General features: G+C 65.6%; 15 protein-coding genes. 8 read left to right on the top strand and 7 right to left on the bottom strand.

All coding sequences use genetic code 11. The features are described from left to right. Window position 1: 1 nt before the first annotated feature. The 5 genes from JOD97_RS03430 to JOD97_RS03410 all read right to left on the bottom strand — a co-directional run bounded on the left by JOD97_RS03430 (window position 2) and on the right by JOD97_RS03410 (window position 4,544). Window positions 2-673, bottom strand: a complete 672-nt coding sequence (locus tag JOD97_RS03430; protein ID WP_209713295.1) for an amino acid ABC transporter permease — start codon at window positions 671-673, stop codon at window positions 2-4. Then, on the bottom strand, window positions 673-1,344 hold the full coding sequence (locus JOD97_RS03425; RefSeq protein WP_209713293.1) for an amino acid ABC transporter permease: 672 nt from the start codon (window positions 1,342-1,344) through the stop codon (window positions 673-675). Before JOD97_RS03425 ends, JOD97_RS03430 begins: the two co-directional genes overlap by 1 nt. Before the next feature lie 75 nt (window positions 1,345-1,419). Further along, window positions 1,420-2,172 (bottom strand): copper homeostasis protein CutC, encoded by a 753-nt coding sequence (locus tag JOD97_RS03420; RefSeq protein ID WP_209713291.1) that lies wholly within the window; start codon window positions 2,170-2,172, stop codon window positions 1,420-1,422. Beyond that, a complete protein-coding gene (locus JOD97_RS03415) occupies window positions 2,169-3,092 on the bottom strand; it encodes an ROK family protein (protein WP_209713289.1) in 924 nt (307 codons plus the stop codon). The genes JOD97_RS03420 and JOD97_RS03415 overlap by 4 nt, the downstream gene beginning before the upstream one ends. 171 nt (window positions 3,093-3,263) lie before the next feature. Next, entirely contained in the window at window positions 3,264-4,544 is a 1,281-nt protein-coding gene (locus JOD97_RS03410; protein ID WP_209713287.1) for a DUF445 domain-containing protein, read from the bottom strand. Between the two features lie 190 nt (window positions 4,545-4,734). On the opposite strand from JOD97_RS03410, the gene JOD97_RS03405 reads away from it, so the two are divergent. The 3 genes from JOD97_RS03405 to JOD97_RS03395 all read left to right on the top strand — a co-directional run bounded on the left by JOD97_RS03405 (window position 4,735) and on the right by JOD97_RS03395 (window position 8,673). Beyond that, window positions 4,735-5,418, top strand: coding sequence for a pentapeptide repeat-containing protein (locus tag JOD97_RS03405; RefSeq protein ID WP_209713285.1), 684 nt, complete (start codon window positions 4,735-4,737; stop codon window positions 5,416-5,418). A 454-nt stretch (window positions 5,419-5,872) separates the two neighbouring features. Beyond that, entirely contained in the window at window positions 5,873-7,036 is a 1,164-nt protein-coding gene (locus JOD97_RS03400; RefSeq protein WP_209713283.1) for a polysaccharide lyase family 1 protein, read from the top strand. A gap of 167 nt (window positions 7,037-7,203) precedes the next feature. Continuing rightward, window positions 7,204-8,673, top strand: a complete 1,470-nt coding sequence (locus JOD97_RS03395) for a polysaccharide lyase family 1 protein (RefSeq protein ID WP_209713281.1) — start codon at window positions 7,204-7,206, stop codon at window positions 8,671-8,673. A 140-nt stretch (window positions 8,674-8,813) separates the two neighbouring features. Here JOD97_RS03395 and JOD97_RS03390 read toward each other — a convergent pair whose 3' ends face one another. Then, window positions 8,814-10,205, bottom strand: coding sequence for an amino acid permease (locus tag JOD97_RS03390; RefSeq protein ID WP_304511206.1), 1,392 nt, complete (start codon window positions 10,203-10,205; stop codon window positions 8,814-8,816). 145 nt (window positions 10,206-10,350) lie between these two features. Next, window positions 10,351-11,514 carry a sugar diacid recognition domain-containing protein gene (locus JOD97_RS03385; RefSeq protein WP_209713277.1) on the bottom strand — a complete coding sequence of 388 codons (1,164 nt, stop codon included), beginning with the start codon at window positions 11,512-11,514 and terminating at the stop codon, window positions 10,351-10,353. Between the two features lie 182 nt (window positions 11,515-11,696). On the opposite strand from JOD97_RS03385, the gene JOD97_RS03380 reads away from it, so the two are divergent. From JOD97_RS03380 to JOD97_RS03360, 5 genes are all read left to right on the top strand, one after another. Continuing rightward, a complete protein-coding gene (locus JOD97_RS03380; protein ID WP_209713275.1) occupies window positions 11,697-13,019 on the top strand; it encodes an MFS transporter in 1,323 nt (440 codons plus the stop codon). A gap of 12 nt (window positions 13,020-13,031) precedes the next feature. Further along, a complete protein-coding gene (locus JOD97_RS03375; RefSeq protein ID WP_209713273.1) occupies window positions 13,032-14,177 on the top strand; it encodes a glycerate kinase in 1,146 nt (381 codons plus the stop codon). A gap of 134 nt (window positions 14,178-14,311) precedes the next feature. After that, window positions 14,312-16,909 (top strand): hybrid sensor histidine kinase/response regulator, encoded by a 2,598-nt coding sequence (locus JOD97_RS03370; protein WP_229264169.1) that lies wholly within the window; start codon window positions 14,312-14,314, stop codon window positions 16,907-16,909. Window positions 16,910-17,036: 127 nt separating this feature from the next. Continuing rightward, entirely contained in the window at window positions 17,037-19,379 is a 2,343-nt protein-coding gene (locus JOD97_RS03365; protein ID WP_209713269.1) for a TonB-dependent receptor, read from the top strand. A 16-nt stretch (window positions 19,380-19,395) separates the two neighbouring features. Then, on the top strand, window positions 19,396-22,758 hold the full coding sequence (locus JOD97_RS03360) for a DUF6250 domain-containing protein (protein WP_209713267.1): 3,363 nt from the start codon (window positions 19,396-19,398) through the stop codon (window positions 22,756-22,758). The last annotated feature ends 2 nt before the right edge of the window (window positions 22,759-22,760 follow it).

Below are 22,760 nucleotides of genomic sequence, written 5' to 3'. Positions count from 1 at the left end.
GCTACAGGCCTTTCCATTGACTGTGGGCGCGCAGACGCGTTTCCAGCCGCGCGCAGGTGGTGGCGATCAGCTTGGCCATCAGGTAGTACAGCAGGCCGACCACCGTCCAGACGATGAACGGCTTGAGCGTGCGCAGGTTCAGGATGGCGCCGACCTTGGTCAGATCGAGCACGCCGATCACCGAGATCAGCGACGTCACCTGCAGTTGGTTGATCAGCAGTCCGGTCAGCGGTCCGAGTGCGAAGACGGCCGCCTGCGGGGCGACGATCCTGCGCAGGATTTGCCAGCGGCTCAAGCCGAAAACGCGCGCGGTTTCGAGCTGTTCGCGGCCGATCGACTCGATCGCGGAGACGGCGATCACGTAGATAAAGGCGGCGGTGTTGCCGGACAAAGTGATGACGGCCGCCTGCACCGGCGTGACATCCGTCTCCAGCAGCACCGGCAGGCCGAAAAACACCAGGAACAGCTGCACCAGCACCGGTGAATTTTTCAGCAGTTCGGCGACGGCGGCGAAAAATGGCGCCAGCAGCGGCGCGCGGTAGTAGCGCAGCACCGCCCAGGCGAGGCCGATCAGCAATCCGATGGCGGTGGTGGCGGCGAACAGCGCCACCGAGACGCCCGCGCCCTGCAGCAACAGCAGCAGGTCGTGGGCGGTGAAATCGGTGTAGCGCATCAGCGGGCGCCCAGCGCGCGGTCGCGGTTCAGATGGCGGTGCAGGGCGCCGGCCGTCAGCGAGACCAGGTAGGTCAGGCTGACGTAGGCAAGCAGCAGCAGGGCGTAGACCTCGAACGGCGCGAAGGTGTCGGCGGCAACGATCTTGGCGGCCCCGGTGACCTCGTTGAGGGTGATGGCGGACAGGATGGAGGAGGTCAGAATCAGGTTGACGAACACGGAGCCGAGCGGGCGCACCGAGGTGCGCAGGGCGATCGGCAGCACGATCTTTTGGTAGATGACGCGGCGAGACAGGCCGCTGACCTGGGCCGCCTCGATCACGCCCGGATCGATCGCCAGGATGCCGGCGCGGACCGCGTCCGACGTGAAGGCGCCGCCGGCCAGCGACAGCGCCAGCACGCCGGTGCTGAAGGCGTCGAGCTCAATGCCGATTTCCGGCAGGCCGTAGAACAGGAAGAACAGCTGGACGATGAAGGGGACGTTGCGGAAGATGTCGACGTATATGCCGGCCAGCCGGCGCGCCAGCGGCGCGGCCGAAGCGCGCAGCAGGGCGACGATCACGCCCAGCGCCAGTCCGCCGGCCAGCGAGAGCGCGCAGGCGAGCGCCGTCAGACGAGCGCCGGCCGCGAGGTCGGGGAGATAGGGCGCGAGGAGCGTGGGGTCGAACGTCAAGCGGCGAGCTCCAACCTGATAGCGAAATGGTTTTCAAATCGATAGCGGTGAGTGTCACACAAAGTGAATACGCTTTCAAGGGGTTGATGATGTCGGGCGGAGCGCGGCTTTTAGCGCTGCGACCCTGGCGGTGCTGGTTTGCCGCCGTCCGCCGGCGTCGAAGCCGAACGCCAGCACCGGCGGTGTGCTGGCCGCCACCGGCTCCGAGCAGGAGGCGTGCACTTCCCGCACCGGCAGCTTTTCCAGCAGCCGCCCGACATTGCCGGCGTGGATGCCGGCGCCGGGCATGATGGTGATGCGGTCGCCGGCGGCGTCGAAACAGCGCTGCAAGCCGCCCAGGCCCTCCAGCGCCGCGCGCGCGCCGCCGGAGGTGAGGATGCGCGCGAAACCCAAATCGACGGCGAGCCTGGTCGCCTGGCCCAGGTCGGGGCACAAGTCGATGGCCCGGTGCAGCGTGCTTTCCAGGCCGTGGTCGCGCGCGCGCCGCAGCAGCCGCTCCAGCGTCTTGTGATCCAGCTCGCCGTTGGGCAGCGAGGCGCCCAGCACCACGCCTTGCAGCCCGGTCGCGGCGACGGTGTCGATTTCGTTGAGCATCAGCTGGATTTCGACGGCGTCGTAACAGAAGTCGCCGCCGCGCGGACGGATCATCGCCACCACCGGCAGCGGGCTGGCCGCCGCCACGCGCAGCAGGCCCGAAGTCGGCGTCAGGCCGCCGACCTCCAGCGCGCCGCATAGCTCGATGCGGTCGGCGCCGCCGGCGATGGCCGCCGACAGGCCTTCGACATTGTCGACGCAGACTTCCAGCGTGAGGTCGTTGGCGCCATTCATGGCGCGATCTTTGCCAGTTCGGCCAATCCCAGCCAGGCGGCGCCGATCAGTCCCGCCTCGGCGCCGGACTGGCCGGGCACGATGATGGCGGCCGCGGTCTTGCGCAGGATGCGCGCGCGCACCGCGTCATCGAGCATGGCGATCAGCGGCGCGCTGTTGGACAGGCCGCCGCCCACCGGCAGCACGGACGCACCGATGGTGTTGACCAGCATCGCCAGCGGGCCGGCCAGGATGTCGATATAGCAGTCGATGGTGCGCGCGGCGTCGATGTCGCCGTCCTGCCAGGCGTCGATGATTTGGCGGCTGTCGAGCGGCGCGGCGCCGGGATGGAGCGCGGCGTGCAGGCGTTCGAGCCCGCGCGCGCCGCCGACCGCGTCCAGGCAGCCGGTCTGGCCGCAGCCGCAGGCGAAGCGCGGTATCGCTTGCGGCGGCGTGCCGGCGAAGTGGGCGGCGACCGGGCCGTGGCCCCATTCGCCGGCGAAGCCGCCGGGGCCGCCGATCAGGCGGCCGTCGATGACCAGCCCGCCACCGACGCCGGTGCCCAGTATCAGCCCGAACACGTTGGCGTGGCCGCGCCCGGCCCCGGCATGGGCCTCGGCCAGCGCGAAGCAGTCGGCGTCGTTGGCGATCCAGACCGGCAGCTTCAGTTCGGCGGCGAGGTCGGCGGCCAGCGCGCGGCCGTCGATGCAGGGAATGTTGGCGCATTTGATGCGGCCGTCGGCGGGGTCGATGACGCCGGCGATCGAGATCGCCACGCCGCGCGACGGGCCGCCGGCGGCGATCAGCTCCCGCATGGCGGCGGTAAAGGCGCCGAAGTCGGCGGCGGGCGTGGGCACGCGGCGGGCCGCGCCGATGTGGCCGTCGGCGTCGGCGCCGGCGGATTTGATGGCGCTGCCACCGATGTCAAAGCATGTGATCATGAGTTGTGCCACGTAGGGCGGATTAGGCGGAACGCCGTAATCGGCCATCGATGAGCCGCCGACGGAGCGGCCATGGCGGATTACGCTGCGCTAATCCGCCCTACGTGTTTCCTGCGAAGAATTTTATATTGCGTCAGGATGCACTTTTCATCGGGGTTTGACAAGAGCCGCTCAAAAGAGGCCCACGATGAAATGGATCACCACGCCCACCAGTCCGCCGACCAGCGTGCCGTTGATGCGAATGAATTGCAGGTCGCGCCCGATCGATAGCTCGATGCGCTCGCTCATCTGCTCCTTGGTCCAGGTGGCGAGCTGCGCCTCGATGAACAGGCCGACCTCGCCGCGATACTTCTTGACCAGCTGCGCGCTGCCGGCCTCGATCGACCGGTTCAGGCTGTCGCGCACGGCCGGATTGTCGGTCAGCAGCTTGCCGGCGTTCTCCACCAGCCGCCGGGCGCCGGCCGGGACGCTCGGCGTCTCGCTGCGCAGGTCGGCCAGCAGCCGCGCGCGCAAGGTGTCCCAGATGCCGTCGAGCATGTCACGCACGGTGTCGCTGGCCAGCGCCTGTTGCTGATAGCGGCCGATCGCGTCCTGCCACGCCGGGTCGCCCTTGAGCCGCAGCGCGCTGTTGGCGATCCACGTGCCCAGCCGCTGGCGCAGCTCGTGCGAGCGGTCCAGCCGCATCTGCGCCACTTTCTCGGCCGTAGAGCGGATTATCCTGGGCATGGCCTTGTGCAGCGCGTATTTCAGCACCGAGCTTTCCGTGTTGACGGCGCTTTGCACCATCGTCTCGATGGCCGGGTGGTTGGCCGGCTCCACCAGGTAGACGACGAGCTGGTCGAGGGCGGCCTCCAGCCATTCTTGCGGCAGGTCTTCGGCGACCAGCGCTTCGACGCAATCGCCGGCCAGCGCGGACAGGTCGACGCGCGCTAGTTCCCGTGTGGCGAGCTCGCGCAACATGCGGCGGATCTTGTCGTGGTCGGCCATCTGCATCAGTTTTTCCAGCGCCGGCCCGACCCAGCCGCTGAGCTGCGCGGCGTGATTCTGCATATATAGTCCGGCGCGGCCGGCGATGTCGATCTGGCGGATGCGCAGCGCGATGCCTTCCTCGGTGATGAAGTGGTTCTCGACAAAATTGCCCAGGCTTTTGCCGATGCTGTCCTTGCTGTTGGGAATGATGGCCGTGTGCCACAGCGGTATGCCCAGCGGGTGGCGGAACAGGGCCGTGACGGCGAACCAGTCGGCGATGGCGCCGACCATGGCCGCCTCGGAGAACGCCTCCAGATAGCCCCAGGCCGGATGGCCGCCGTGTTGCCAGCGCGCCAGCGCGAACAGCAGGGCGGCCAGCACCAGCAAACCCAGCGCGACGGCCTGCATGGTGCGCAGCCGGGCGCGCTTGATGGCATCCTCGGTGTCGTCCAACTGGCGGATGATGTCGATATCACGTTTCATGCGGATCGCTTCTGATAAAATGCTGCCAGTCGAAAATGAGCTAACCGGTTGGTACACTGGTAAGTGCCGCGTCAGGCATGCTCCCGCCCTATGCGGACCCACGGCGCTGATCTTAACTGTTTTCAACGGTTGGGGGATGCGTTATGGTTATCCATCCGTCCCCCTTCCATTTTCGGAAGGTTTCTCGCTGATGGTACATATCAACTCCACGGTTTCCGGCGTCACGCTCGACAGGGCGGAGCTCGAACAGCACCTGGCGCAGTCCGTGCGCGCCTTCGACGGCTGCACCTTCGACGACGCCGATCTGTCGCGGCTCGATCTGCAGGGATGCACTTTCGAGCGCTGCACCTTTCTTGGCACCACTTTGTTCGCCAGCAAGCTGGCGCGTACCGCCTGGCTGCGCTGCCGGGCAGGGGGCGCCGATTTCGAATCGGCCGACGCGGTCGACGCCCGCTTCGAGGGCTGCGACCTGAACAACACCAAGTGGCGGCGCGCCAAGCTCGCCTCCGCATCGTATCGCGGCTGCAAGCTGACCGGCGCTTCGTTCGAGGAGGCGTCCAACCTGGGCATCCATTTCGAGGAAAGTCTGCTGGTCGGCGCCGACCTGCGCGGCTTTTCGTTCCGCAAGGCGACGTTGAAGGCGCTGGATTTTTCCGATGCCTACCTGGCCGGCTGCGACTTCCGCGACGCCATCTTCGAGGGCGGCAGCCTGCGCAACGCGGTGCTCAAGCTGGCCAAGTTCCAGGGCGCGGACCTGCGCGGCACCGATATCGAGGGCGTGAAACTGGCCGATGCCGGCATGTTCAAGGGCGCCGTGATCTCGCACGCGCAGGCGGCAAATTTTCTTCGCGAATTGGGATTTCTGGTCAGCTAGCTCTGAAACCAGTATAAGTAAATTCCGCCATGCAAGTCTAACTTCACAAAAAAACAACTGTCAAAAAACTTGACTTGTCATATGCCTTGCTTTTGAGATATGCTTTTTTCAGGGAAATATTTGGGTCTGACCCAGCCTCGAAACTTCTCTTCCCAGCGCCCCAACATCCCCGGGGCGCGCCTCTAAGCCCTTTGTAATCAAAGGCTTATTGCGGTGGCGCCGTGTCTCTCCCGGGCGCAGTTCTGTTTCAATCACGACTCGCAACTTTGCTGCTGGACCGCCGTTTGTGGTTATACGATATCTGATGACTTTTTAAATAATCAAGCGCTTGATTATTTGGCGCCGTCGGAAATCCGTTAGCCCAGGCTGCTAGTCTGCATATTCATTCTGACATTGTTGCGGATGATATAAGCGGCCTTTTCAAAGGCCCGAAACTCGACCTTAGGAGACACCCATGGCACCGAAATACACCGTACTTTGCGCCGCGCTCGCGGCGTTGTTCTCAACCAGCGCCTTCGCCGACGCCACCCTCGACAAGGCGCCGACCACCGGCTTTGCCGGCACCAACGGCGGCACCACCGGCGGCGCGGCGGCCCCGGCCACCGCGATCTACAAAGTCAGCTCCGCCCGGCAACTGGTGGATGCGCTCAAGGCGCAGGGCGACAATCCGAAAATCATCAAGCTGTACGGCACCATCGATCCGACCGCGTCGGACAACGGCGGCCCGTACACCAGCAAGGACGACCAGGCCGCACGCCTGCAAATCAAACTGGGCAGCAACACCACCTTGATCGGCGTGGGCAGCGATGCCAAACTGGTCAACGCCAACCTGGTTGTCAGCGGCAAGAAAAACGTCATCATTCGCAACCTGAACATCAATTTGCCGTGCGATCTGTTCCCCGTGTGGGACCCGAACGATGGCAGCTCCGGCAACTGGAATTCGGAGTACGACGGCGTCACCATCTTGGCGTCGACCAACGTCTGGGTCGATCACAACGTCTTCACCGACGCGCCCAAGACCGATGACAAGCTGCCCATCGAAAACGGCAAGATCAAGCAGTGCCATGACGGCGCGCTCGACGTCAAGAATGCCTCGGACTTCGTCACCGTGTCGAACAACCGTTTCGAGTTGCACGAAAAGAATAACCTGATCGGCTCGAGCGACGACAAGACCAGCGACGACGGCCACCTGACCGTTACCTTCAACAACAACCATTACCTGAACGTGGGCGAGCGCGCGCCGCGCGTGCGCTTCGGCAAGGTGCACATCTACAACAACTACTTCCAGGGCTCCAAGACCGCCTCGGTCTACAAGCACCAGTACAGCATCGGCGTCGCGTACAAGGCCAAGATCATCTCGAGCAACAACTCGTTCGACATCTCCGGCGCCAGCAACTGTCCGGACATCGTCAAGAATCCGGGATCGTCCAGCAAACCGGGCGCGATCACCGACACCGGCTCGCTGGTGAACGGCAATCCGCTGAACCTGGCCGGTTCGTGCAGCGAGAGCAGTTCGGTCGGCTGGACCGTGCCCTATACCGCCTCGCCAATGGCGGCGTCGGCGGTGAAGGCGTCGGTGCTCAGCAACGCCGGCACCGGCAAACTGACCGTCGACTAACGATGTTGTGAAGCATCCGAACGCCGCGCGACAGCGGGGCGTTCTTTTCAGCCTGTTCCAGGCACTCACGGTGGCGCCAAGATCCTCTCCCGGGCGCGGTTCTGTTGCAGCGGTTCACTCAAGTGGCCCGTTTGTAGGCCCGTAACCAACCATTAGGAGACAAAATCATGGCACCCAGATATTCCGTAATGTGTGCGGCGCTCGCCGCGTTGTTTTCAACCAGCGCCCACGCGGTCGATTGGCCGAGCGGTTTTTCGAAATGCGCCGACGAGGGCGGCACTTGCAAGGCCGGCGCCACCAGCCGCCAGGTGTCCTTCGGCCTGAAGGACAAGTGGGTGATCAAAACCCTGTCCGGTGATGTCGCCTGCACCACCGCGACCTTCGGTTCCGATCCCAACCCGGGCGTCACCGACAAGTGCGCGGTCGGGCCGTTGTCGCCGACGCCTACTCCAACGCCCACCCCAACCCCCACCCCAACCCCAACCCCAACACCTACGCCAACGCCAACGCCAACGCCAACGCCAACGCCAACCCCGGGCGACGCCACCTATCAGTCGGCTCCGGCATCTGGCTGGGCCGGCACCAATGGCGGCACCACCGGCGGCGCCGCCGCGCCATCGACGGCGATCTACAAGGTCAGCTCGGCCTCGCAGCTGATGGCGGCGATCAAGGCCCAGGGCGATAATCCGAAAATCATCAAACTGTACGGCACCATCGATCCGACCTCGTCGGACAACGGCGGCCCGTACACCAGCAAGGAAGACCAGGCCGCGCGCTTGCAGATCAAGCTGGGCAGCAATACCACCTTGATCGGCGTCGGCAGCGACGCCAGGCTGGTCAACGCCAACCTGGTGATCAACGGTAAAAAGAATGTCATCGTGCGTAATCTGAACATCAGCCTGCCGTGCGACAAGTATCCGTTGTGGGACCCGGAGGATGGCGCCAACGGCAACTGGAATTCGGAATACGACGGCGTCACCATCCTGGCCTCGACCAACGTCTGGGTCGACCACAACGTCTTCACCGACGCGCCCAAGACCGACGACCAGTTGCCGATCGAGAACGGCATGCTCAAGCAGTGCCACGACGGCGCGCTCGACGTCAAGAACGCCTCGGACTATGTGACGATCTCGAACAACCGCTTCGAGCTGCACGAGAAGAACAACCTGGTCGGTTCTTCCGACAGCCGGACCACCGACGATGGCCATTTGACGGTGACCTTCAATAACAACCACTACCTGAACGTCAGCGACCGCGCGCCGCGTGTGCGCTTCGGCAAGGTCCACGTCTATAACAACTACTTCGAGGGCTCGCGCAGCCATCCTATCTACAAGCACGAGTACAGCCTCGGCGTGGCCTATCTGGCGAAGATGATTTCGACCAACAACGCCTTCGAGATCGCCGGCGCCAGCAGCTGCCCGGACATCGTCAAGAATCCGGGTTCGTCGAGCAAGACCGGGGCGATCGTCGATACCGGCTCGTTGTTGAACGGCAGCGCGTTGAATGTGGCCGGGGCGTGCAGCTTCAGCAACGCGGTGGGCTGGACTGTGCCGTACAGCTACACGCCGCTGGCCACGACGGCTGTGAAGGCTTCGGTGCTGAGCAACGCCGGGACGGGCAAATTGACCGTTAATTGACCATATAACCGTAGGGCGGATTAGGCGGAACGCCGTAATCGGCCATTGATGAGCCGCCGGCCACGCAAGCAATGGCCGATTACGCTGCGCTAATCCGCCCTACGTGTTTCAGAGTGTTTTAGAATGTTTTGAGCTGGCTTCTATTTGTGCATCGCCGAATTCTTGCGGGCATAGCCGAAGTAGATGGCCAAACCAATCACCATCCAGATGACGAAGGCCACCCAGGTGTGCCAGCTCAGGTAAGTCATCAGCATGACGCAGAAGATCACCGCCAGCGCCGGTATCACCGGCACGCCCGGGCAGCGGAACGCGCGCTTGAGGTCGGGACGCTTCTTGCGCAGGATGATCACGGCGATCGACACGAGACTGAACGCGGCCAGGGTGCCGATGTTGATCAGCTCGGTCAGGATGTTGAGCGGCACGACCGCGGCGATCAGGCCGAACACGATACCGACCAGCCACGTGGCGAAGAACGGCGTGTGGAAGCGCGGATGCACCGTCGACAGGCGCTTGGGCAACAAGCCGTCGCGCGACATGGCGTAGATCACGCGCGTCTGGCCATAGGCCATCACCAGGATCACGGTGGTCATGCCGAGGATGGCGCCGAGGTCGACGAAGGCGGCGACCCAGTTCTCACCGGCATGCTGCAGCGCCAGCGTGACCGGGTGGTCGACACCGAGGAATTGCTGGTACGGCACGATGCCGGTCATGATGGCCGAGACGATGACGTACAGGATAGTGCACGCCGCCAGCGAGCCGATGATGCCGATCGGCAGGTCGCGCTCGGGACGCTTGACTTCCTCGGCGGCCGACGTTACCGCGTCGAAACCGATGAAGGCGAAGAACACCAGCGCGGCCGCGCTCAGCATGCCGTTGTAGCCGTAGGGCATGAACGGCTGCCAGTTGGCCGGCTGCACGTGGCGCGAGCCGACTGCGATGAACAGCAGCACCACGCCGACCTTGATGGCGACCATGATGTTGTTCAACCGCGCCGATTCGCGCACGCCCCAGCTCAGCATGGCCGTCAGCACCAGCATGATGCACAGCGCCGGCAGGTTGATCCAGGTGGTCACGCCGGGCACGGCGCCGGGCGCGGCGGTGAGCACCGTGGGCAGCTTGATGCCGAAACCGGCGATCAGCGACTGGAAGTAGCCGGACCAGCCGACCGAGACGGCCGATGTGGCCAGGCCGTATTCGAGCAGCAAGTCCCAGCCTATCATCCAGGCGGCCAGTTCGCCCAGGGTTGCATAAGTGTAGGTATAGATCGAGCCGGCGACCGGCACGGTGGACGCGAATTCGGCATAACACAGCGCGGCGAAGCCGCAGGCGACGGCGGCGACGATGAACGACAGCGTCAGCGCCGGGCCGGCGGTGACGGCGCCGGTGCCCGTCAGCACGAAAATGCCGGTGCCGACGATGGCGCCTATGCCCATCAGGATCAGGTCGAAGGGACCAAGTACCTTGGCCAGGCCGCCGGGTTTGCGGGCGTTGGCGATCATGTCATCCAGATTCTTCGTTCTAAAAAGGCTCAAAATTGGGCTCCGTTTATTTTTGTGTTTGTCTGTGTCGGTGGTTGGGGGGCTACCCCTCGCGCCGGATCGCGGCGCCGCCAAATGATACAGGAACTTGATACCAATTAATGATTTGCTCTTTTGCAAGATTGCGGCCGCTTGGCCTTCAACCGTCCGTCAACAACGCCGAGACGTACAGCAGGAAGCGGTCCTCCAGCCGGCCCAGGTCGAGCCCGGTGATCTCGCCGACGCGGCGCAGCCGGTAGTCGAGCGTGTTGCGGTGGATGTGCAGCGCCTCGGCCGTGGCCGCCGGATGGCCGTCGTGCGCGAACCAGGCGTCGAGCGTGCGCCGCAGTGGTTGCTTGCCCTTGTCCTGGGCTTGCAGCCGGGCCAGCGGCAACTTCAGTTGCGCCGCCTGCCAGCCCGAACCCAGGCCCGACAGCAGCACCGGCAGCGCCTGGTCGTAGTAGCTGAAGCGGGTGTGGCGCGGCTGGCGTGCGCGGCCGATGCGGGCGGCGGTGCGCGCGCTTTGGCACGAAATGGCGGCGCCGTCGATGCCGGTCAGCGCGATGCCCATCGTCAGGATGTGGGCGGCGGCGCTGGCGCCTTCCTCCGCCAGCATCGCCGACAGCGAGCGCAGCCGCTTTTGCGCGCGCACCTGCACATCCTGGCCGGGGCCTTGCGCGTCGAGGAAGTCGAGGATCACCATTTCGTGCGAGCCGGCCGCCGCCGTCAGCGCCGACGGTTGCCGCGTCAGCATGCGCATCTGCAGGCGCTGGATTTCGGTCAGCGCCTCGGCCGTGCCGGCCGCCTTGTCGTCGATCTCGAGCACGAAGACCACGTGCGGGCGGGCGAAGTCGACGCCCAGCCGGCGCGCCCACGCCTCAAGCGCCGCCTGCTCGGCGGTTCCGTCATTGATCAGCTTGAGGACGAAGGCTTCGCGGTAGCGCGTGTCGCGCTGCAGTTCGCCCGTCAATTGGGCCTGTTCGAGGATCATCTCCGCCGTCAGCCGCACCAGCTCGCCAAATTGCCGCACCTCGTCGGGCGCGCCGCTCAGGCCGACCGCGCCGCACAGCTGGCCGTTGACCGTCAGCGGCAGGTTGATGCCGGGCTGGGCGCCGTGCATGTTGCGGGCGCTGGCGCTGTCGATCTCCACGGCGAGTTTCTTGGCCAGCGCCAGCATGGCGCCGGTGTGCAGTTCGCCGATGCGCGCCGGGTTGCCGCTGGCGATGATGCTGCCGCTGGCATCCATCACGTTGACGTTATAGGGAATGATTTTCATCGTGCGCGTGACGATGTCCTGCGCCAGCCCGGTGCTGAGTATGGTCATGCGGATGCCTCGCTGCGTTTATCCAAGTATCCGCCCCATTTTAACCTTTTATCCGGGCAAGATTTGTGCGGATGCCCAATAATCTCGCCGGTGCGGCCCCGATTCTCGTGCGTTTGGCTGATGATTTTCGGCGGCGGATTCCAGATAATCAGCCTCACTATAAAAAACTTAGGAGACCTGGCATGAGCACTTCCTCCATCGCCGCGCGCCAGCCGGCGGCGTCCGTCCTCGAGGGCGCGTACAAAAAAGCGGCGTGGCACCTGATACCGTTTATCTTCATCTGCTACTTCTTTAACTACCTGGACCGCGTCAACGTCGGCTTCGCCAAGCTGGAGATGCTCGACGCGCTCAAGCTGAGCAACACCGTCTATGGCCTGGGCGCCGGCATCTTCTTCATCGGCTACGTGCTAAGCGGCGTGCCCAGCAACCTGATCCTGCACAAGATCGGCGCGCGGCGCTGGATCGCCGTGATGATGGTGCTGTGGGGTAGCTTGTCCGCCTGCATGCTGTTCGTGACGACGCCGCTGTCTTTTTATGTGCTGCGCTTCTTCACCGGCGTGGCCGAGGCCGGCTTCTTCCCCGGCATGGTGTTGTATTTTACGCACTGGTTCCCGTCGCAGAAGCGCGGCCAGGTGATGGCGCTGTTCATGTCGGCCATCCCGATTTCCGGCCTGATCGGCGGCCCGCTGTCGGGCTGGATGCTGGCGCATTTCTCGGCCGGCCAGGGCGGCATGATGGGCTGGCAGTGGCTGTTCCTGCTGCAAGGCATCCCGACGGTGGTGCTGGGCGTGGCCGTGTATCTGTACCTGAACGACGGCATCGCCCAGGCCAAATGGCTCGACGACGACGAAAAACGCGCGATGCAGGGCGCGCTGGACGACGATGAACGGCAGCGCCAGGCCACCAGCACGGTCGGCCAGTCGTTCGGCGCCGTGCTGCGCAACGGCAGCGTGTGGATGCTGGGCGTGATTTACTTCTGTATCCAGATGGGCGTGTATGCGATCAACTTCTGGCTGCCGTCGATCATCAAGTCGCTCGGCTACGCCAGCGCGGTCACGGTCGGCTGGCTGAGCGCCGTGCCGTATCTGTTCGCCGCCGTGTTCATGGTGTGGGCCGGGCGCTCGGCCGACCGCCACGGCGAACGCCGCTGGCACGTCACCGCGCCCATGCTGATGGGCTTGATCGGACTGACCCTGGCGGCCAATTTCTCCAGCAACCCGGTGGTCGTCATCGCCGGCCTGAGCATGGCGACCATGGGCGCGCTGGCGGCGCTGTCGATGTTCTGGGCGCTGCCGGCGGCCTTCCTGGGCAGCGCGGCGGCGGCCGGCGGCCTGGCGCTGATCAATTCGCTGGGCCAGATCGCCGGTTTCGTCAGCCCGTTCCTGGTCGGCTGGATCAAGGATGCGACCCAGAGCACCGACGTGGCGCTGTACATTTTGTCCAGCGTGATGCTGCTTGGTGCGATACTGGTGCTGCGTGTGCCGGCCAAGCTGGTCAACCGATAATTGGGAACACCGATGAAGATCGTCATAGCGCCTGATTCGTACAAGGAGAGCCTGTCGGCGATGGCCGTCGCCAACGAGATCGAGGCCGGCTTCCGCGAGATTTTTCCCGACGCCGAGTACCGCAAGGTGCCGGTGGCCGACGGCGGCGAGGGCACCGTGCAGGCGATGATCGACGCCAGCGGCGGGCGCCTGGTGGAACTGCGCGTGCGCGGGCCGCTGGGCGAGCCGGTGGCGGCGTTCTACGGCATGATGGGCGACGAGCGCACGGCGGTGATCGAGATGGCCGCCGCCAGCGGCCTGGAACTGGTGCCGCCGGCGCTGCGCGATCCGATGCGCACCACCAGCTACGGCACCGGGGAACTGATACGCGACGCGCTCGACGCCGGCGCCCGCCGCTTCGTGCTGGGCATCGGCGGCAGCGCCACCAACGACGGCGGCGCCGGCATGCTGCAGGCGCTCGGCGGGCGCCTGCTCGACCGCGCCGGCATTGACCTGGCGCCGGGCGGCGGCGCGCTGGCGGCGCTGGAGCGCATCGATCTGTCGCGGCTCGACGCCCGCGTCAAGGATTGCGTGTTCGAAGTCGCCTGCGACGTCAGCAACCCGCTGGTCGGGCCGCAGGGCGCCTCGCACATCTTCGGGCCGCAAAAGGGCGCCAGCGCCGCCATGGTCGAACAGCTCGACGCCGGATTGCGCCACTACGCCGACGTCATCGCCCGCGATCTGGGGCGGCAGGTGGCCGACGTGCCGGGCGCCGGCGCCGGCGGCGGCATCGGCGCGGCCATGCTGGTGTTCCTCGGCGGCCGGCTGCGTCCCGGCAGCGAGATCGTGACCGATGCCGTCGGCCTGGACGCCGCCGTGGCCGACGCCGATCTGGTAGTCACCGGCGAAGGCCGCGTCGACAGCCAGAGCGTCCACGGTAAAACACCGGTCGGCGTGGCGCGCGTGGCGCAGCGGCACGGCAAGCCGGTGATCGCCATCGCCGGCTGCCTGGGACAGGGCGCGGCGGCGGTGCACGAACACGGCATCGCGGCCGTCTTCGGCGCCGTCAGCCGCCCGTGCACGGTCGAGCAGGCGCTGGCCGACGCGGCGCTCAATGTGAGAGTGTCGGCGCGCAACATCGCCGCGGTATTGCGCTTGGGAGCCGGGCTGGGGTTGTGATAAAGTTGTTTCCTGAGTAAGCTCCACACCCGTCAGGAAGGACTTTTATGGCGCAGGACCGTGGGAACCCGAGTTACGTGGCCACGTTGCCCACCATTCGATCGCAGATTTATAGTCTCGTTTGGGCCTGCGCCTTGCCGGCCATTATCGGCTTCGCGCTGCTGACCGATAATTTCTACGAACGCGAGCGCACCCAGATCCAGCAGGACACGCTGATCACGGCGCGCGCGCTGATCCAGGCGGTGGACCGCGACCTCAACACCGGCATCACCGTGGCGCTGGCGCTGGCCAACTCGCCCAGCCTGGACAGCGGTGACATCGCCACCTTCTACAAGCAGGCGTCCAGCGTGCTGCGGCCGGAATTCCCCGGTTTTAATTTTGTCCTGAGCGACCGCGATTCGGTGCAGCTGATGAACACCGTGCGGCCGTATGGTCAGCTGCTGCCCGATCCCGGCAGCGCGGCGCGCATCCGCAAGGTGTTCGAGACCGGCAAACTGGTGATCTCCGATCTGTTCATCGGCGGCGCGCTGAAACGTCCGCTGGTGGCGGTCCACGTGCCGGTGCTGCGCGAGGGGCGCGTGATCTACGTCATCTCGACGGGTTTCGTACCCGAAAGGCTGGGCAAGGTGCTGCGCGAGCAGCGGCTGCCGCCGAACCGGGTGATCGCCATTCTCGATTCGCAGGGCGTGATCGTCGCGCGCACGCACGAAGCGGCCAGGTTCGTCGGCCACAAGGGCGCGCCGATGCTGCTGGCGAAGCTGCCGTTGAAGCTGGAGGATGCGATCGAAGCGGTCACGCTCGAAGGCATACCGGTGTACTCGATGTTCAGCCGTTCGGAGACCAGCAATTGGGCGGTCGTCATCGGCGTGCCGAGGAGCGTGGTGCTGTCGGAGATGCTGGCGTCGATCCAGTGGATCATCGGGTTCCTGCTGGTTCTGGTGGCCGCCGGCTTTGGCGTGGCCTGGCACTTCGCGCGCAATATCGCCCGCTCCGTCAGTGCCTTGTCGGCGGCCGTGGTGCGGCTGGGCGGGAAGGGTAGCCTGCCGCCGGCCGAGCGCCTGGCTTTCCGCGAGGCCGACGACGCCTTTTTGACGCTGCGCACCGTCGAAGCGGAATTGATGCGCTATCGCCATCACCTGGAAAATCTGATCGAACAACGCACGCTGCAACTGCAATCGGCGGTCAAGCAGGCGCAGACGGCCAACGCGGCCAAGGACGTTTTCGTCGCCAACATGAGCCATGAGCTGCGCACGCCGATGAACGCGGTGCTGGGCATGGCCCATCTGCTGGGCACCACCGGCATGACGCCGGAGCAGAGCCGCTACCTGGAGATGATACGGGCTTCCGGCCAGTCGCTGCTGGGCATCCTGAACGACATCCTCGATTTCTCCAAGATGCAGGCGGGGAAGGTGGAAATGCACGCGGTGCGCTTCGACCTGAACGAGGTGCTGCACGCGCTCGCGACCATCATGAGCGTGAGCGCCGGCGACAAGGATCTGGAATTGTGCATCGGCGTGGAGCCGGACGTGCCGCGCGCGCTGGTGGGCGACGCGTTGCGCCTGCAGCAGATATTGGTCAACCTGGCGGGCAACGCCATCAAATTCACCGAAAGCGGCGAGGTGGCGGTGCGGGTCGAAGTGGTGGCGCGCCAGCCGCTGACGCTGGGCTTCACCGTGCGCGACACCGGCATCGGCATGAGCGCCGACCAACTGGGGCGCCTGTTCTCGCCTTTCACGCAGGGCGACCTGTCGACCACGCGGCGATTCGGCGGCACCGGCCTGGGGCTGACCATCTCCAAAGGATTGATCGAAGTGCTGGGCGGCGACATCGAAGTGCGCAGCAAGCCGGGCGCCGGCAGCGAATTCCGCTTCACGCTGCCGATGATGGAAGTCGACGAGCCGCCAGCGGCGCGCCCGCCGGCCGGCGCCCTGCGTCTGCTGGTGGTGGACGACAACCAGACCAGCCGCGCGTTCATCCGCAAGACCATCGAGGCCTGGAACTGGGCGTGCGACAGCGTCGCCTCCGGACCGGCGGCGCTGGAGCGCCTACGCGGGGGCGAAGTCTACGACGTGGCGCTGGTCGATTGGCACATGCCCGGCATGGACGGCATGGAGACGATCAAGTCGATCCAGGCGCAGACGGGCGCCGACGGCGCGCCGGTGGTTTGCATGGTCAACGCCTACGGCCGGGGAAAACTGATGCAGGATGTGACCTCGGTTCCCACCTCGGCTTATTTGACCAAGCCGGTGACCTCTTCGAGCCTGTTCGACGCGGTGCAGACGGCGCTGGCGCAGCGGCACGCGGGCGCCGCCGGTGTCGTCGAAGCGCCGGCGGTGTCGGAGCTGTCGGGCGTTCGCCTGCTGCTGGTCGAGGACAATGCGATCAATCAGAACGTCGCCAAAGGCATACTTGAACAGGCCGGGGCGGTGGTGGCGGTGGCGGAAAACGGCGAAGTGGCGGTGCGGTTGCTGCGCGGCGAGCGCTATGACCTGGTGCTGATGGACGTGCAGATGCCGGTGATGGACGGCTTTACCGCCACGCGCCTGATCCGCGAGGAGCTGCGCCTGCAGCTGCCGGTGATCGCCATGACGGCGGGCGTGATGGAGTCCGAGCGCGAGCAGTGCATCGCCGCCGGCATGGACGATTTCATCGCCAAGCCGATCGATGTCGAGCAGATGTTCGCGACGATCCAGCGCCATCTGGCCGTGACCGACAGCGGCGTGCTGCGATAACCAAAATCGCTGCCGCGATCAGTTTTTGCGATCGCGGTTTTTGTGTTCATTCTCCCGATAATTTTCAAATAACCTAGCTCGGAATTGTTCGTTTTAATACGCAAGCCGCCCGTTTATATTGGCGGCCATGAAAACCTTATCCCCCATCTTCGCCAAGCGCGACACCCATCCTTGTTTGAAAAAATCCCGTTCTGCGCTGGCCATTCTGGCCGCTAGTCATTTGCTGGCGCGGTCGTCGGCGCTGGCGCAGGACGCCATCCAGCATACGGAGCAGCTGGCCGCCGCGCCGGTCGCCACCGAGGTGCTGGCGCGCGTGACGGTGAAAGGCGCGCGCCGCCACAGCGCCGACCAGGAGAGCGACAATATCCAGCGCGCGCCGACCTCGTCGTACCGCGTGACCGGCGACGAAGCCGAACAGCAGAACCTGACGACGCTCGAGGATCTGCAGCAGCTGATTCCGGGCCTGGTGATACAGAGCACCGATCCATCCGATACCCAGATCACCATCCGTGGCGTTGGCGACGGCGGCGGCCAGGCCAGCGGCGACGCCAATATCGGCATGCCGAGCAGCGTGGCGATCTACGTCGACAATGTCTACCTGGCGCGCGCCGGCATGTTGGGCAACGGCTTGGGCGACATCGCCTACGCCGAGGTGCTGAGCGGGGCCCAGGGCGCGGCGTTCGGCGCCAACGCCACCGGCGGGGTACTCAATATTCATACGCGCGAGCCGTCGTTCACGCCGGAGGCGTCGGCCAGCGTGTCGATCGGCGAGAACGGCTACGCGCGCGGACGGGCGATGGTCTCCGGCCCGTTGTCCGATTCGTGGGCGGGGCGTTTGAATCTGGTCTACAGCGACAACGACGGCGCCGTCACGAATATTCGCAATGGTCATCACCTGAACGGCACCTCCAGCACCGGCGCGCGCGGGCAGCTGCTGTACAAACAGGGTGACGATTTCCGACTGCGTTTGAGCGTTGATTACAGCAACACCAACAGCAAACCGACGCCGGTGCTGCTGGCCACGAATGTCTTTAGCGGCAGCGACGGTTACGTGGCGAAGTCCAAGGCGATCGGGAATAACATCGTGTTTGGTCCGCGCGTCGATCTGGACGACGAAAACCGGATACACGTGGTGCAGGGCGGGGCGTCGGCGGTCGCCGATTGGCAGCTCGACAGCGGCTACAGGCTGCGCTCCGTGACCTCGGTGCGCTACTTCCGGACCGACCCGACGACGGCGGACGGCTTTAGCGTCAACGTCTACAACAACACGGGGACGCAGGTGCATGACCACACGTGGTCGCAGGAGCTGCGCCTGGAGTCGCCGATCGGCGAGACTTACGACTATGCGGTCGGCGTCAACTACCTGGGCCAGAACCTCGACACGGTGGCCCATACGCGCTACGCGGCCGGCACCCTGGCCGGCGTGTATTACGGGTCGGCGTCCTATAACAATCTGGACGTGATCCGGTTCGGCAGGCTGCGCGACCACATGCTGTCGCCGTACGCGCAGGGCACGTGGCATATCGCGCCGGGCTGGGATCTGAACGGCGGATTGCGCTTCAATTACGAGGAAAGGACTGGCAGTTTCGTGCGCCTCAACCGCGTCCCCTTCAATTCGGGTACGCTGAAGGAATACCACCAGCTGCCATCGGCGACGCTGGTGCTGAAGTATCAACTGGCGCCGGAGTGGAACAGCTATCTGGCCGGCTCGTATGGCGAGAAGTCCGGTGGCCTCAACGTCTCGGCGGGCGCGGCGCGGCAGGCGGGCACCGATTCGCTGTACATCAAGCCGGAGAAAACCAAGACCGCGGAGCTGGGCGTCAAAGGCTCGCTGTGGGACGACAAGGTGACGCTGAAGGCCGACTTGTTCCTGACCGAGATCAGCGATTTCCAGACCCAGGGCTACAATCCGGACGATCAGCAAACCTACCTGATGAACGCCGGCAGCTTCCGCTCGCGCGGCGCCGAGACCAGCATCCGCGCCGCGCTCACGCGCAATCTGCAGGTGGATTTCGCCGCCGTCTACAACGACGCCTACTACACCGACTACGACAACGCGCGCTGCGCGCCGGAGGTGACGCTGTCGCCGAAGCCGCCGCCGTCGTGCAACCTGACCGGCCAACGCGTGTTCAACGCGCCGAAGGTGACGTGGAACGCCAGCGCGCGCTACGCCTGGCGCAGCGAAAGTGGTTTGAATAACTTCGTGGGCGCGCGCTATGCCTATCGCGGCTGGATGTACGGCACGGTGGATAACTCTTCGCTCACCCGTGTGAGTAGTTATGGCCTGGCGTCGTTTTCGGCCGGCACCGGTGGTAAGCTCCAACGCGGCGACTGGAGCGCCTCGCTCTGGGTCAACAACGCCTTCAACAAAACCTACTACCGCCGACTCTCCAGCGGCGATTACGGAACGGTCTGGGGGTGGCTGGGTGAGTCGCGCACGATAGGCGCGACGCTGGCTTACAAATATTGAGTACGGAGCGGGTGCAATGAGCGGATCACTGGAACGGCGTCAATTTCTTAAACTGGCGTCTTTGCTGACGGGCGGCGTCGCCGCGTTGGCCGACGCGCCGCTGCGCCAGGCGTTGGCGGCGGAGCGCGCGGTTTCCGGCGGCGGCGCGACGGACGGCGAGACGGCGTTGCACTGGCTCGAAGGCGCGCCGGCCAGTTTCAGCGGCGCCACCTGGGGCGTGCCATGGCCGCAGGGGCGCGTGCCCCGCAATGCGGCGTTCGAGTTGCGCGCGGCGGCCGGTGGAGTCAAGCCAGTGCAATCCTGGCCGCTGGCGTATTGGCCGGACGGCACCCTCAAATGGTCGGCACACGCGCTGCCGCCGGACGCTGGCGGCGGCAAGCCGGAAGCCGGCTACACGCTGCAGCCGTTGGCCGGCGCCGACGCATCCAGCGTCGATGTGCCGGGTCCTCCGCTGGCAAAGGACAATTCCGCCGGCATCGACATCGATACCGGCGTGCTGCAATGCGCGCTGCCGCGCGGCGGTGCGGTGCTGGTGACGGCGATGAAGCGATCGGGCAAGCCGCTGCTGCGCGACGGCCGGTTGGTGCTGCTGGTGGACGACGGCATCGATGACGAGTCGGCGGGCACCGCGCGCCGCTCGTTCGACGGCGTCGTCGACAAGGTGACGCTGGAGCAGAATGGCCCGCTGCGCGCGGTGGTCCGTGTCGACGGCAGCCACCGGCACGCGGACGGCGCCAGGCTGCTGCCGTTCGTGGTTCGTTTGTACTTCTACAAAAATTCCGACACGGTCCGCCTGGTCCACACGCTGGTGTATGACGCCGAACCGGCCAAGGTATATATTCGCGGCGTCGGCCTGCGCTTCGGCGTCCCCTTGGCCGGCCCGCTGCACGACCGGCATATCCGCTTCGTCGGCGACAATGGCGGTGTGTTCGGCGAGGCGGTGCGCGGCCTGACCGGCTTGCGTCGCGACGCTGGCCAGGCCGTCCACGACGCCCAACTGTCCGGCCGCGCGGTGCCGCCCGACGACCTACCCGTGGCGGTGACCAAGGGATTGCCATACATTCCGGCCTTTGGCCACTACACGTTGCTGCAGTCGCACCCGGACGGCTTCTCGATCAGCAAGCGCACCAAGGCCGGGCAGGGCTGGATACACGCGGCCAGCGGCGCGCGCGCCACGGGTACCGGCTATGTCGGCACGCCGGACGGCGGCGTCGCGTTCGGCGTGCGCAATTTCTGGCAAAGCTATCCGGGCCAGATCGACATCAGCGACGCTGAAACGTCGCTCGCCACCGTCACGATGTGGCTGTGGGCGCCCCAGGCGCCGGCGATGGACCTGCGCTTCTATCATGACGGCATGGGCGAGGACACGTTCGAGAAGCAGCGCGCGGCGCTCGACATCACCTACGAAGACTACCAACCCGAATTCGGCACCCCATACGGCGTGGCCCGCACCAGCGAGCTGGAATGGCAGCTGCTGCAGGCCACGCCGGCGGCCGAGGCGCTGGTGGCGATCAGCCGCCGCATCCAGTCGCCGCCCCAGTTGCTGGCCACGCCCGCGCGCCTGTATCGGGCCAACGTGTTCAGCGAATACTGGAGTCCCGCGCCCCAACGGACTTCGCCGGAGGCGGCCAAGCTGCAAAAACAACTGGCGTGGAGTTTCGACTTTTACCGCAACCAGGTCGAGTACCGAAAATGGTACGGCTTCTGGAACTACGGCGATGTGATGCACACCTACGACGATCAGCGCCACGTCTGGCGCTACGACGTCGGCGGCTACGCGTGGGACAACTCGGAACTGAGCACGGATATCTGGCTGTGGCATTACTTCCTGCATAGCGGCCGCGCCGACGTGTTTCGCATGGCCGAGGCGATGACGCGCCACACCGGCGAGGTCGATGTCCACCATATCGGCCCGTTCGCGCCGCTCGGCTCGCGCCACAGCGTCCAGCATTGGGGCGACAGCGCCAAGCAGCTGCGCATCTCGACCGCCGTCAACCGTCGTTTCATGTACTACCTGACGGCCGACGAGCGGATCGGCGATCTGCTGCGCGAGCAGGTGGACGCGGTCGAGCGGCTGCGCACCGTGGTCCCGGGCCGCAAGATTGGCCAGGCCGCGCCGGCGGATGATCCGATAAATTATGCCAGCGTCGCTTTCGGCACCGACTGGGGTGCGGTGGCGGCGGCCTGGTTCACCGAATGGGAGCGCACCGGCCAGCCGCGCTACCGCGACAAGCTGCTGGCCAGCATGGCGAGCATCGCCGCGCAGCCTCTGGGCTTCCTGGCCGGCGGCGGCGTGATGGACTTGCGCACCGGCGCGTACGTCGTCGATCGCCAGAAGAAGGTCAGCGTGTCGCATCTCAGCGCGGTGTTCGGACTGCCGGAGATCTGCAGCGAATTGATACGCACCGTGCCGCAGCCGGCCTTCCGCGACGCCTGGCTGCGCTACTGCCGTTTGTACAACGCCAGCGGCAAGGAGCAGAAGGCGGAATTGGGCCAGGATCTGGGCAAGCTCAATTTGGGGCAAGGCCATGCGCGTTTGCTGGCCTACGCGGCGTTCCAGTGGCAGGACCGCGCCATGCTGAAGCGCGCGTGGGCGCAGTTCCGCGAGGGACGTGCGGGGCTGGTCGACAAGGACCTGGTGTCGCGCCGCGTGAAGCCGCCCGCCGTGCTGACGGAGGTGGAGGAGGCGCCTGCGATCTCGACCAACTCGATGGCGCAATGGGGGCTTGGGGCGCTGGGTATGATGGCGCTCGACGCCGCCAGCGCGACCGTCTACAAGGATGATTTCCAGCGTTTCGATCCGCGGGCGTGGGCGGTGGAGGCGGAGGCCGGCGACGCCGGCAAGGCCGCGCAGGCGGTGGCGCGCGCGCTGGTGCTGGACGCCAGCCGTGGCCTGACGGTCTGGCTGCGCAGGCAGTTGATCGGCCACTACGAGATCAGTTTCACGCGCACGGTGCTGGCCGAGGGCAAACCGCACGAGCGGCTTTCGGACCTGAACTTCTTCTGGGAGGCGCAACTGGCGGACGGCGAGGCTCCCGACCCGTTCCGCCGCTCGGGCAAGCTGGAGGAATACGACAAGGTGCCGATGTTCTACGCCGGCATCGGTGGCAATACGAACACCACGTCGCGCTTCCGCTATTACGACGGCAGCGGGGAGCGCAAGCTGCTGCAGGAATATCTGGCGCCGGAGTATCTGCTCAAGTCCAATCATCCGTACCGCATCCGCATCGTGGTCGATGGCCGGGGCACGCGCCTGTATGTCGATGACCGCGAGTTCTTCTCGGCGCCGGGGCCGCTGGCGGGCGGCGGTTACTTCGGCTTCCGCACCACGCAATCGCGCCAGAAGATCGAGCGCTTCGAGGTGCGGCGCGTGGGGTGACC

The sequence above is a fragment of the Duganella sp. 1411 genome (assembly GCF_017833525.1).
In the GTDB taxonomy this organism is placed as follows: Bacteria; Pseudomonadota; Gammaproteobacteria; order Burkholderiales; family Burkholderiaceae_D; genus Rugamonas.
The sequence above is the reverse complement of the archived record's forward strand: the minus strand, read 5'-3'. Positions and strand labels throughout refer to the sequence as shown.